At 68.8% G+C, this 12,869-nt stretch carries 10 protein-coding genes; 7 read left to right on the top strand and 3 right to left on the bottom strand.

The features are described from left to right. Positions 1-180 precede the first annotated feature (180 nt). Both WAF18_RS17065 and epmB read right to left on the bottom strand, forming a co-directional pair. Positions 181-2,265, bottom strand: a complete 2,085-nt coding sequence (locus WAF18_RS17065; RefSeq protein ID WP_337246164.1) for an EAL domain-containing protein — start codon at positions 2,263-2,265, stop codon at positions 181-183. Positions 2,266-2,288: 23 nt separating this feature from the next. Continuing rightward, a complete protein-coding gene (gene epmB / locus WAF18_RS17060) occupies positions 2,289-3,332 on the bottom strand; it encodes an EF-P beta-lysylation protein EpmB (protein ID WP_337246163.1) in 1,044 nt (347 codons plus the stop codon). A gap of 96 nt (positions 3,333-3,428) precedes the next feature. On the opposite strand from epmB, the gene efp reads away from it, so the two are divergent. From efp to folE2, 7 genes are all read left to right on the top strand, one after another. After that, positions 3,429-3,995, top strand: a complete 567-nt coding sequence (gene efp / locus WAF18_RS17055) for an elongation factor P (protein ID WP_047135839.1) — start codon at positions 3,429-3,431, stop codon at positions 3,993-3,995. Continuing rightward, positions 3,992-4,921 carry a hypothetical protein gene (locus tag WAF18_RS17050; protein ID WP_337246162.1) on the top strand — a complete coding sequence of 310 codons (930 nt, stop codon included), beginning with the start codon at positions 3,992-3,994 and terminating at the stop codon, positions 4,919-4,921. The genes efp and WAF18_RS17050 overlap by 4 nt, the downstream gene beginning before the upstream one ends. Before the next feature lie 2 nt (positions 4,922-4,923). Next, positions 4,924-6,267, top strand: coding sequence for a TRZ/ATZ family hydrolase (locus WAF18_RS17045; protein WP_337246168.1), 1,344 nt, complete (start codon positions 4,924-4,926; stop codon positions 6,265-6,267). Positions 6,268-6,277: 10 nt separating this feature from the next. Then, positions 6,278-6,988 (top strand): bifunctional 2-polyprenyl-6-hydroxyphenol methylase/3-demethylubiquinol 3-O-methyltransferase UbiG, encoded by a 711-nt coding sequence (gene ubiG / locus WAF18_RS17040; protein WP_183427085.1) that lies wholly within the window; start codon positions 6,278-6,280, stop codon positions 6,986-6,988. A gap of 26 nt (positions 6,989-7,014) precedes the next feature. Next, a complete protein-coding gene (locus tag WAF18_RS17035) occupies positions 7,015-7,683 on the top strand; it encodes a phosphoglycolate phosphatase (protein ID WP_337246167.1) in 669 nt (222 codons plus the stop codon). After that, complete coding sequence (locus WAF18_RS17030) at positions 7,680-8,345, top strand: phytoene/squalene synthase family protein (protein WP_337246161.1); 666 nt, start codon at positions 7,680-7,682, stop codon at positions 8,343-8,345. The genes WAF18_RS17035 and WAF18_RS17030 overlap by 4 nt, the downstream gene beginning before the upstream one ends. A 111-nt stretch (positions 8,346-8,456) precedes the next feature. Then, positions 8,457-9,368, top strand: a complete 912-nt coding sequence (gene folE2, locus WAF18_RS17025) for a GTP cyclohydrolase FolE2 (protein ID WP_337246160.1) — start codon at positions 8,457-8,459, stop codon at positions 9,366-9,368. Between the two features lie 109 nt (positions 9,369-9,477). On the opposite strand, the gene WAF18_RS17020 is transcribed toward folE2, so the two are convergent. Continuing rightward, complete coding sequence (locus WAF18_RS17020; RefSeq protein WP_337246166.1) at positions 9,478-12,843, bottom strand: autotransporter domain-containing protein; 3,366 nt, start codon at positions 12,841-12,843, stop codon at positions 9,478-9,480. Positions 12,844-12,869: the final 26 nt, after the last annotated feature.

Below are 12,869 nucleotides of genomic sequence, written 5' to 3'. Positions count from 1 at the left end.
GCCGGCAGGCCGCTATCCATCCGGAGTCGGAGGTGGATTCAGCCTAAGAGGCAAATCCTCGGCCTCGCTGGAGCCGCGTCGGCCGGTAATGAGATCACGTGTGTTCAATGAGCGAGGAGTGTTTCACGCAAAGCTGTTACACGATCTCAGCGTGCTCCCGAGTTGAACAAAACCGGCTAACTACTCGAAGTCGTAGTGCATGCCCGGGCCGGCGGGCGCGAGGAAGTTGCCTTGCACGTAGTCGATGCCGGCGGCGAACAGGATCGACATGCTGGCCGCATCCTGGACGAACTCGGCGATCGTGCGGATCCCGATGTCGCGCGCCCGCGCCGCGATCTCGGTCAGACGCGCCTGGTTCTCGGCATTGCTCGGCAGTCCCTGCGTGAAACTGCGGTCGAGCTTGAGCAGATTCGGCTGCAGATGGGACAGCAACTGGAACGAATCCAGCCCCGCACCGAACTGCTCGAGCGCGAACGCGCAATCGAAGCGCGCGACATGCGCCGCGAAGGCCTGCGTCGCCTTGAGATGCGTGAACACCTTGGACTCGGGCAACTGCAGCACCAGGTACTTGCCCGGCACCTGGTGATGCGCCAGTTGCTCACCGATGAACGCCGCCAGCCCCGCCGCCTCGAGCGAGGCCTGGCTGACCTTCACCAACAGCGTCGTGGGCCGCCCCTCGTGCAAACGCCGGGCGATCGCAGCGATCGCCCGACTGACCACATACCGGTCGATCTGGGCCAGCATGCCGTGGTCCTCGGCGATCTGCAGGAACGTGCCCGGCGCGACGAGCTCGCCATCGCCGCCATCGAGCCGCAGCAGGCATTCGTAGACCGGCGCGGTATCGCCCTGCAGGTTGATCACCGGCTGGTAATGCAGCACGAACCCATCGTGGTCGAGCGCGGCGCGCAGCCGCGCGATCCAGATCTGCAGCCGCTCCTGCTCCAGGCGGTCGGCCGCGCCCGGGTCGAAGACCTCGCACTGGTCGCCGCCGGCGCCGGACGCCGACTCCAGCGCCTGCGTCGCGCGTGCCAATACCTGGCCGACGTTGGCGCTGGTTTCGCCGATCTGGATGCCGCCGATGCTCAGCGTCACCACGGTCGAGCGCGCGCCCATGTCGAACACATGATCGGCGAAACCCGCCCGCAACCGCTCGGCCAGCGCGGCCGTGGCGTGGTAGTCGCCGTCGCGCAGCAACACGGCGAAGGTCGTGCCGCCGTAGCGCGCGGCGATGGCCGGCGCATCGAGCAGCGATTCGAGTCGTGCGGCGGCCGCGGCAAGCAGATCGTCCGCATGGTCCAGGCCGATATCGGCCAGCAACTGCTGGTGCCGATCGGGTTCGATCATCAGAAAGCCATGCCGCGATTGCCCGCGCGCGGCATCGTCGACCGCATCCTCGAGCTCGCGCAGGAACGCCGGGCGATTGAGCAGGCCGGTGACGTGGTCGCGCTGACGGAGTGCTTCGAGCTCGTGCGCGAGCTCCGGATCGATCAGCTCCCGGCGCCGGAACACGACCTGCAGGCAGGGCTCGCCCTCGTACTGGGCAGCGGTGAACTCCATCGCGGCGGGAAACGCGTTGCCGTCCGCGTCGCGGGCCTCGATCTCGTGGCGCAGCGGCGGCGGTTCGCCCCGGCTGAGCGACTTGAGCAGGGTCTTGAAGGCATCGACATGCTGCGGCGCCACCATGTCCAGCAGCGAGACGCCCTCGATCTGCTGGAAGTCGCCGTAGCCGAACATCTCCAGGTACGCCGCGTTGGCGCGGATGTGCATGCCCTCGTGGATGTAGGCGATGGGATCGCGCGAGGAGTCGATCAGCGCGTCGCTGCGGCGCTCGCTCTCGCGGACCCGGGCCTCGAGCCGTCGCAGATTGCGCCGCGCCTGGCGATCGGCCCAGGCATCGCGCACCGCGGCCAGCAGTTGCTGTGGTGCGTGGCGCAGCGCCACCGTGCGCGCGCCCCCCAGCATGACGTCGACGAAGGCGGTCTCATCGAGCGCGTCGACGAGCGCGATGACCGGAATGTCCTGGCCGCTGTCGGCGATGCACTGCAGCGCCTGTGCGAAGGGCAGGGTGACCGCGGCGTGGGCGGCGATCGCCACATCGATCACCTGGCCGGTCAGCAGACGGCCCAGATCCTCGGAGGAGGTCGCCCGCAACGGGCGGACCGCGATGCCGGCATTGCGCAATCCGCTCACGACCGCCTCGGCATCCTCGACGCGGTCGTCGACGATCAACAGGCGCAGCGCGGACTCGGCGTTGCTGTCGGGCATGGCGGCCTCCAGTGAAGTGCGCCTTATGCCACGGGGGGCGCCGGGCGTCCATCCGGCACGCCAGTCAGGGCACGCTTGGAGGTGTCGCCAGCGACCTCGCGGACCAGGCGCGGCACCAGATAGCCCGATTGCCTGGCGACCAGCGCCGCGTGCAGTGCGAGTGCGGTGGCATCGTCGACTTCGAAATGAGCCGCACCGGCAACCCGGTCGAGCTGGTGGAGGTAGTAGGGCAGCACGCCGGCCTCGAGCCCGCGCTCGGCCAGGGCCGCCAGCGTCTCGACGCGGTCGTTGACCCCCTTGAGCAGGACCGCCTGGTTCAGCAGCACCGCGCCGGTGGCGCGCAGGCGCCGCATCGCCGCATCGACCTCGCCGTCGAACTCGTTGGCGTGGTTGGCGTGGACCACGATCACCAGCGGCCAGGGCAGTGCGGACAGCCAGTCGGTCAGTTCGGTGTCGACCCGCTCGGGCAGCACGATCGGCAGCCGGGTGTGGATGCGCAGGCGACGCACATGCGGGATGCCGCGCAGCGCGTCGGTCAGTTCGACGAGCTTGGCGGTCGACAGCGACAGCGGATCGCCGCCCGACAGCAGCACCTCGTCGATCGAGGCATCATCGCGGATGGCCGCCAGCGCCGCGCCCCAGCCGCCAGCTGCCGCGGTTTCCTCGGCATAGGGAAAGTGGCGGCGGAAGCAGTAGCGGCAATGCACCGCGCAGCTGCCGGTCGCGACCAGCAGCGCTCGCCCCGCGTACTTCTGGATCACGCCATGGCCGGCCTTGGCCGCGCCGTCGCCGACCGCGTCCAGACCGAAGCCCGGCGCCGGGCGCAGTTCCGCGTCCAGCGGCAGGACCTGACGCAGCAGCGGGTCGAAGGGGTCGCCCGGGCGCATCCGCGCCACGAAGCCGCGCGGGACCCGCAGCGGGAACTGCGCGGCGGCCTCGGGCGACAGGCCCAGTGCCTGCGCCTGCAGCCCGAGCAGTTCGAGCAACTCGCGCGGATCGCGCACGGCATCGCGCCAGAGTTGCTGCCAGCGGCGCGGCTGCGTCGGAAGGGGGGCTGCGGGTATCATGTACGACTGCGATCCAATTCGAGCCGGCCGCGTGCACCGCTGCCGGGAAACCCCATAGTGTAGCCGCCGGCGACGCCGGCCCAGCAGGAGCGAGCGATGGCCAGTTATGGCATGAACGACGTCAAGAATGGCCAGAAGATCCTGGTCAACAACGAGCCCGCGGTCATCACCGACACCGAATACGTCAAGCCGGGCAAGGGCCAGGCGTTCACGCGCGTGAAGTACCGCCAGATCCGCACGGGCCGGGTGCAGGAAATCACCATGAAGAGCACCGATTCGGTCGAAGCGGCCGATGTGCTCGACACCGACATGCAGTACCTCTACAGCGACGGTGAGTACTGGCACTTCATGAATCCCGAATCGTTCGAGCAGGTGCAGGCCGACAAGGCCGGCATGGGCGGCGCGGAGAAGTGGCTCAAGGGCGAGGAAGAGTGCGTGGTGACGCTGTGGAACGGCACGCCGATCGCGGTTCAGCCGCCGAACTTCGTCGAGCTGCAGATCACCGAGACCGATCCGGGTGTGCGCGGCGACACCTCGGGCGGCGGCGGCAAGCCGGCGACCCTGGAAACGGGCGCGGTGGTCCGCGTGCCGCTGTTCGTCGGGCAGGAGGAAGTCATCAAGGTCGACACCCGGTCCGGCGAGTACGTCAGCCGCGTCAAGTGATCGATCCGCTGCGCCATCGCCGCGCGATCCGCGACGCCGCGCCATCGCCCACGCGCAGGCGTGGATCTGGCGCCCTGGCGATCGTGCGCACCATCGCGACGCCGTCGCGACGGCAGCGCTGTGGCGGTGCACTGGTGCTGTTGGCCGCCGCGAATGCGGCGGCCGCGTCGGACTGGACGCCCCTGCGTGACGCCTGCGCCCGGCAGACGCTTCACGCCCTGTCCGAAGCCGGTCTGCTGCCGGCCGGCGAGGGCGTATCGCTTGCGGCGCAAGCCTGCCGGGCCTGGCCCTACGATCCGTCGCTCACTCTCGCCGCGGTCGCGTATCCGCTGCCGGGGTCAGACGCGGTCGGCGAACGTGCCTTGCGGCTGGTCGTCGCGGTCCTTGGCACGGCGGATGCGCAGGTACATGCCGTGCACGAGACGAGCCTGGAAGAGGATGCGGCCTTTGCCCTCATCGAAGGCGGGCTCCGGCTCGACACGGCGCGCTACGACCTGGCCGAGGGCGTGCGTGCGTTCGGCGTCGTGGTGCGCAGTTCGGCGCCCGGACCGAGCTGCCCCGATGCGCGCGCCAACGACGAGCTGACGCTGTATGTCCGCGACGGCGCGGCCTTGCGACCGGTCTTCAGCTCCAATCTGGTGCTTTGGGCCCGCGTCGAAGGCGAGCCTTGCAGTTGGAGCCGTGGCCAGTATGTGGTGACCGACAATGCCAAGCTCACGATCGCCATCGAGAACACCGCCCATCACGGATTTGCCGACCTGCGCGTGCAGGCGGACGTGACCCGGACCCACAGCGTGGTCGGTAGCGATCGTGAGGACACGTCGCGCCGGCGCGCCAGCCGTGTCCTGCGCTACGACGGGACGCGTTACGACCAGACTGCCCTGGAAAACGGCTTTTTCTGGGCCCAGGAGCCATCGGACGAATGAGCATGCAAGATCCATCGCCCCAGTCGATCGACCTGTTGATCGAAGCCGGCCATGTCGTGCCGGTGGAGCCACACGCGGTCGTGCTGGACGACCACGCCGTCGCAGTCCACCGCGGCGAGATCGTCGCGGTGTTGCCGATCGCCGAGGCGCGGCGACGTTTCGCACCGACGCAGACGGTCAGTCGCCCGCAGTCGGCGCTGCTGCCCGGCCTTGTCAACGCGCACACGCACAACCCGATGACGTTGTTGCGCGGGATCGCCGACGACCTGCCGCTGATGGTCTGGCTGCAGCAACACATCTGGCCGGTCGAGGCCGCGGTGATCGGACCGGAGTTCGTCGCCGACGGCATCACGCTGGCGCTGGCCGAGATGCTGCGCGGCGGCACGACCTGCGTCAACGAGAACTACTTCTTCCCCGACGTCCAGGCCGCGGTCTACCGCCAGCACGGCTTCCGTGCGCGTATCGGCCTGCCGGTCATCGATTTTCCGACCGCCTGGGCCAGCAGCGACGACGAGTACTTCGATCGCGCCGGCGAGGTCCACGACCAGTGGCGCGACGATCCGTTGATCGCGACCGCGTTCGCGCCGCATGCGCCGTACACGGTCAACGACGCCAACTTCGAGCGTGTGCGCATGCTCGCCGACCAGCTCGATGTGCCGATCCATCTGCATCTGCATGAGACCGCCCAGGAGGTCGAGCAGTCGCTGCAGCAGTATGGTCAGCGGCCGATCGCGCGGCTCGACCGGCTCGGCCTGATCAACGACCGCCTGATCGCGGTGCACATGACCCAGCTGACCGAGGGCGAGATCCACCTGTGCGCCGAGCGCGGCGTCAGCGTGGTGCATTGCCCCGAATCCAATCTCAAGCTCGCCTCGGGCTTCTGCCCGGCCTGTGCGCTCGAGCGCGCAGGCGTCAACGTGGCGATCGGCACCGACGGCGTGGCCAGCAACAATGACCTGGACATGTTCGGTGAGACCCGTACCGCCGCGATCCTGGCCAAGGCAGTGGCCGGCGATGCGTCGGGATTCGATGCGTTCACGGCGCTGCGCGCGGCCACGCTCGGCGGCGCCTGTGCAATCGGCTTCGGCGACCGGATCGGCTCGATCGAGGTCGGCAAGCAGGCCGACCTCATCTGTGTCGACCTGTCGCCGATCGAGACCCAGCCGCTGCACCATGTCGTCTCGCAGCTGATCTACGCGACCGGGCGTCACCAGGTCTGCGATGTCTGGATCGCAGGCCAGCCCAAGCTGCGTGAGCGCGCGCTGGTCGGGTTCGACCTCGAAGCGATCGCCGCCAATGCCCGCCAGTGGCGGGACCGCATTTCCACGCTACGCACCGGTGCATGACGAGGCCCGCATGAACGCCCGACACGAGAACTACGATCAGGCCGAGCTCGACAAGTTCGGCGCGCTGGCCAGCCGCTGGTGGGATGTCGACGGCCCGCAGCGCCCGCTGCATGCGCTCAATCCCGCGCGTCTGGAGTACGTGCGCGCCCGCGCCCGGCTCGATGGCGCCGACGTGCTCGATGTCGGCTGCGGCGGTGGGCTGCTCAGCGAGGCCATGGCCCGGGTCGGCGGCAAGGTGACCGGCATCGACCTGGCCGAGGACCTCATCAAGGTCGCGCGCCTGCATGGGCTGGAAACCGGCATCCAGGCCGACTACCGCGTGCAGTCGGTCGAGGCCCTGGCCGCCGAGCGTCCCGGCAGCTACGACGTCGTGACCTGCATGGAGATGCTCGAGCACGTGCCTGATCCGGCGGCGATCCTGCAGGCCTGCGCGACGCTGCTGCGTCCCGGCGGCCACCTGTTCGTGTCCACGCTCAACCGCACGCCCGCCGCATTTGCATTGGCGATCGTTGGCGCCGAGTACGTCGCCCGGCTGCTGCCGCGCGGCACCCATCGCTACGACAGCTTCATCCGGCCGTCCGAGCTTGCCGGCTGGCTGCGCGAGGCCGATCTGCAACTCGAGGACGTCAGCGGCCTGATGTACGAGCCGTGGCGCAACGCCGCCCGGCTGGTCCGCCGGACCGACGTCAACTACGTCGCCTGGGCGCGGAAGCCAGCGTGAGCGGCACAGCGGCAGCGCAGGTCCCGATGGCGTTCCCGGCCGGTGCGTTGTTCGATCTCGACGGCACCTTGCTCGACAGCGCGCCAGACATGCTGGCGACGGTCAACCGGATGCGGGACGCCCGCGGCCGCACGCCGCTGGCGTTGGCCGATATTCGCCCGGTGGTCTCGCGCGGTGCGCGGGCGATGGCCGCCGTCGCGTTCCCCGAGCTCGATGCCGAGGGCGTGGTCGCCCTGGTGCCGGAGTTCCTCGCGGTCTACGGCGAGGAACTGGGTCGGCATAGCCGCCCCTTCGATGGCATCGAGGCGATGCTGGCCGCACTCGAGGCCGCCGGCACACGCTGGGGCATCGTCACCAACAAACCCGAAGGGCTGGCGCAACGCATCCTGCCGCAGCTCGGCTGGCAGGACCGCTGCGCCGTCCTGATCGGCGGCGACACGCTGGCCGAGCGCAAGCCGCATCCGTTGCCGCTGCTGCACGCGGCCAGCGCGATCGACATTCCGGCACGCGATTGCGTCTACGTCGGCGACGACGCGCGCGACATCCTCGCCGCGCGTGCGGCCGGCATGCCATCGATCGTTGCGCTGTGGGGGTATCGCCTGGACGATGACGATCCGATCGCCTGGCAGGGCGATGCGATGCTCGACACGCCCGAGGCCCTGTTGCAACCCGCCGCCTGGCCGCGCCCGACATGAGCGCCGCCCCGCACGACGACGACTTCCTCGCCAAGTGGCAGGCGCGATGGCCGGAATGGCGCATCGGCCTGGCCTTCGTGGCCCCGGACCTGCGCGAGCGCACGCAGGCCTGGTTCGCATTGCTCGACGAGTTCGGCGAGGCCGCCTGGGGCGGCAGCGACCCGACACCCGGGCTGGCCAAGCTGGCCTGGTGGCAGGAAGAACTGCAGGGCTGGGACAAGGGCGCACGCCGGCATCCGTTGGCCGTGCATCTGCAACGGCACGCCGCCCCCTGGGGCACGTTGGCGCTCGCGCTGCGACTGTTGCCGGCCACGCGTGAGGCTGTCCCCGAGCCGGCCGCGCACCTGGAGCGGCTGCACGACCTCGCCCTGGCCGTGGCTGCGTGCGAGATGGCGCTGTTCGGCGATGGGCGCCGCGACAGCGGGGCCGGGCGCATCACTGCGGCACCGCTGCTGGCACCGCAGGCGATGCTGCGCGGCGACCAGTCGCTGGCCGCGCGTCTGCTTGCGCGGTGGCCGCAGCGCGACGGTGGGACCCGGCCGCGTCGGATCGGCAACGCGATCCTCGCCGCACGCCTGCGGACGCTCGCGCGCCACGGACAACTGCGTCCGGCGAACGGACTGGCCGTGCTCTGGCTGGGCTGGCGCGCGGCGCGCGGCTGAGCGCCGCGGCCCGTGCGACACGCTGCGTTGCAGGGCGGTCGCCGGCCGAGCCGTTAAACTGCGTGGCCCACGCCCGCAAGGGTGTCGTCCCGTCCCCCCGCGAGCGCAGCCTTGAGCGATTCAATCCGTCCCCCCGTCCTTCCCGATGTCGCCGGCGACCAGGCCCAGGCGGCGCGCCTGCTCGACTGGGTCGGCATGGCGGAGATCGCGTTGCCATTGCGCATCGAGGATGGCGACGGGCAGGCGGTCACCGTGCCGGCCCGCGCCGATATCGGCGTCAACCTGATCGATCCCGATGCGCGCGGCATCCATATGTCGCGGCTGTACCTGCACCTGCAGGACGCACTGGCGCGCGAGACCCTCGGGCGCGACACGCTCGCACGCGTGCTGGCCGATTGCATCGACTCCCAGCGCGGCCTGGCCGATCGCGTGCAACTGACCTTGAAGTACGGCCAGTTGCTGCGCCGCCCGGCGCTTGCCAGCGATCACAGCGGCTGGAAGACCTATCCGATCGAACTCGACGCGGTGCTGGGCCCGGATGGTCTGGCGCTGATGTTGACCCTCTCGGTCGAGTACTCCAGCACATGCCCGGCCTCGGCGGCGCTGTCGCGCCAGCTCAATGCGGCGCGATTCGCCACCGATTTCGCCGGCCGCACGCCGAGCTTCGACGCGGTTCACGACTGGCTGGCCTCGCCGCGCGGCCTGGCGGCGACCCCGCATGCCCAGCGCAGCCGCGCGACCGTGCGCCTGCGGCTGTCGCCCGATGTCGATGCATTGCCGGTCCTGTCGCTGATCGACGCACTCGAACTCGCACTCGGCACGCCGGTGCAGACCGCGGTCAAGCGCGAGGACGAGCAGGCATTCGCCGCCCTCAACGCCGAGAATCTGATGTTTTGCGAGGATGCCGCCCGTCGTGTCGCCGCGGTGCTGACCGCCGACCCGCGCGTTGCGCGATTCGAGGCAACCGTCGCCCACTTCGAAAGCCTGCATGCGCACGACGCGGTGGCACGCGTCAGCGGTTGACCGCGGACCTCACGAGCGACTGGGATCCTTGGGCTCGCGGCCAGCAGCCGCGAATGGAAAGGGGCGGCCGAAGCCGCCCCTTTTTTCAGGTGCCGATTGTCGGGCAGGCTCAGAACTGCAACGAGAACCGGGCGCTGGCGCCGTGGTCGCGGGCGTCGTCCGACAACGCGCCGCTGTAGCCGAGCTCCAGCAGGCTGTTGGCCGACGTGCGGGCAGCGATACCCAGCTCGACGAGCGTGGCTTCGTCGGCGATCGACGGGCTGGTCACCCCGTACCAGCGGCTTCCGTCGAACGACAACTGCGCGTCATGCACCTGGTTGCCACCGGCGTAGCGATAACCCAGGTTGCCGCGCAGGCTCAACCAGCTCTGGTCCTGGGCGGTACCGCGCAGGTTGACGTTGAAGCGCACGCCGGCCGTGGTCAGGTCGACACGGGTGTCGCCGTCGCGGCCGCGCAGCGCTGCAGCGCCGCCGTCCTCGGCGAAGCCATCGTGGTCGAGTTCGACATGGGCGTACTGCAGGTACGGTTCCAGTTCCCAACGCTCGTTGCCGAACCGGTAGCCCAGTTCCGCGAAGGCCTGCCATGCAGTCGCGTCGTAACGGCCGTGCACGCCATCGGCGAAGCCGGCGAACGCGACGTCGCGCTCGACGTCCAGCTCATGCCACGCATACGTATAGCCCACGCGCAGGCCCAGGCCGTCCCAGACCTGGCTGCCGTAGACACCCACGTGACGCGTATCGGCATCACCCTTCGAGGCACGGCTGCGCACGTCGAAGTCGGTGCTGCCGACACCACCGAAGGCGCCGACCCGCCAGCCGCCGTCGAACTGGCGGTCGACACCGACCAATGCCGCCGTGCCGTTGTACTGCGCGCGCGCAGCATTGCCGTCGCCGCCGACCCGGCCGCCCTGGCGATGCACTTCGACCCATGCCCCGGTGTGGGCATCGATGTCGCGCTGGCCGCGGAAGCCGTCGTTTCCGGCGCGGGCGAGGGCAGCATCGCGGACCAGGCGACCGCTGTCGATCAGGACCTGCTGCGCGCTGGCGTGGATCTCACCCGAGAGTTGATCGAACGCGTTGCGTGCGCCGGCTTCACCGAGCTGGGTCAGCGGGACCAGCAGGCCCTGATTATCGGGCAGTGCATCGAGCGCCGCCGCCGTGGTGCGCTGGTTGCCGGTCTGTGCCGCGGTCGCGAGCGCCGCACCGCGCGCCACGCCCACATCGATGGCATTCGGCCCGTACAGCAGCGACAGCGACAGGAACGGCGACAGCGCACTGCTGTCGACGCTGTCGAAGGTGCCGGTCACGCCGCCCTGCGCCGACACGATGCGGTACTGCTGGCCGAGCAGGTAGGTGCCGGGCAAGCGGCTGGCGACGAGCGTGCCGCCGTACAGCGTGGCCGAGCCGGTGACCGACAGCAGGTCGGACAGGTTCGGCGGCTGCAGTTCGGCGACCAGCGTGGCGTCGGCGGTCTGCACATAGTCGCCATCGACGACCAGCGTGCCGATCGAGTTGCCGGGCGCGATCGTGCCGGCGACCCAGGTGTCGCCGAGCGTGCCGCTGCCGCCCAGGGTGCCGAGGGCCTCGACGCGCGTCTGCCCACCCGCGACCGTACCGTTCACGACCGCGACACCGCGGCCGAGGATCGCACCGGTCTGGGTGTCGACCGCGCCGGTCACCGTCAGCGCGGTGTCCTGCAGGCGCCCATCCTCGGCGATCAACAGGCGCCCGCCTTGCACGAGCACGTCGTCGGCCAGCGCATTGCGGCCGGCCAACTCCAGCGTACCGCCGGTCACTGTGGCGCCATTGAAGCTGTTGTCGCCCGACAGGCTAAGCCAGCCGCCGGTGTTGGAGTGGAAGCCGAGCCGGCCGGGGCCGCCGATGTCGTTGGTCCAGTCGTCCCAGGCATCGCCGTCCCAGACCTTGGTGCCGCCTGCGGCCTCGTCCATGACGATGTCGGTGTCGACGATCAGTTGCCCAGGCCCGTTGATGGCTTTCTCGAGATTGATCATTCCCCAGCCGTAAATCTCGTCTACGCCGGGTGCACCCAAGTCTGTGGCGGTGGTGAGGAGCACGTCGCGCGCCTGCGGGCCATCCAGGTAGGGGAAGCGCTCAAACAGCAGCGCCAGTGCGCCGATTGCGTGGGGCGCCGCCATTGAGGTACCGCTGAAGTCGGCATACCCATGTACGGGCGTGGTGTCGATGTTCGCGTTGTAATCGAACCAGTAGGGGTCATCGTCGGTTCCGCTGCCGCCGAAGGTCCCGCGGTATGCGATATTCTCGTCGACGATTGATGAGAAGATGGCCTCGCCAGGTGCCATGACACACCAGGTCATCGCATACGCGCAGCGGTTCGAATAGCCTGAAATGTCGTAGCTACCGTCTTCGCCCAGCGTCAGGCTGCCGACCGCGAGATAGTACCTCGCCGCGTCAGGCCGGAAGGCAGGTACTCCGGGGAACAGATTGGGAATGCTGCTGTAGTTGCCAGCAGCCACGACGTTGACGATGCCAGACTCGATCGCTCCGTCGGCAAAGGCATCCCAGTAAGCCCGATCGTCCTCATACTCGCGACGCAGGTCCTCAACGGTGGTCTCGGGAAAGGTTGCGTACTGGACTTCGATGTTCAGTGCCTTGGCGCCCTGCTGTCTGAGCTGCGAATAGACCTGTTGGATGTCCGTAATGGTTCCGCCCCCCGGAGTCGAGACGAACGGATACCGGTCCCATGCACCATCCACTCCCTGCACCCAAGCGTAGGCGGTGTCGGGAAAGAAGCGCGCAGTGATCAGACGGCTTCCGAAGGCGACGCCGTGCATGCCTTGCCCGTCGCGAGATGCCACCATGGTGCCCGCGACGTGGGTGCCATGCGCATCGTACTGTGCGTAGGCATAGGGTGTTCTGCCATCATTCGGAAATACCCAGTTGACAGAAGATGATGGTTCGTCGCCATTCGTGGATGCGCAACCTGTCGCTGCGTCGAAGACGATCCTGGAACCGCGGCCTCCACGGGTGCAACCGTCATCGCCAAGGTGCAAGGACAGATGGCCCCTGCCGGCGAACTCTGCATGCGTCAAGTCCACACCGCTGTCGAACTGGCCGATGCTGATTCCAGCGCCTGTAAGACCTCGCGCGTAGGCGTGATGGGCACCAATCGCTGACATTCCCCAGTCGGCCTTGAACTCATCGGTGCGCCAACTCTCCGCATCGCCAATGACGCCCGTCTCGTGATAGGCAGCTTTGGCGTCGACCCCGAGTACGGGTGACGTAGCAGTAGGTCCTGCGGACGTCGCCAGATGTCGATGCAATCGGACATGGCCACCCGGTATCGAAACGCGACTGTCGATAGGATCTGTGCCGACTACGCTCCGGTGGTCGGCGGCGACGGCAAGTACCGGCATGGACAAACCCAGTGCCACTGCGCACGCTAATGCGGAACGTGACAGCGTTTGAATTGCGCCACGCGAATCGCTTCGATACATCCTCATCACAGCTTGATCTCCATTTG

This window comes from Luteimonas sp. gir (assembly GCF_037198055.1).
GTDB classification, from domain to species: Bacteria; Pseudomonadota; Gammaproteobacteria; order Xanthomonadales; family Xanthomonadaceae; genus Luteimonas; species Luteimonas citri_A.
The sequence above is the reverse complement of the archived record's forward strand: the minus strand, read 5'-3'. Positions and strand labels throughout refer to the sequence as shown.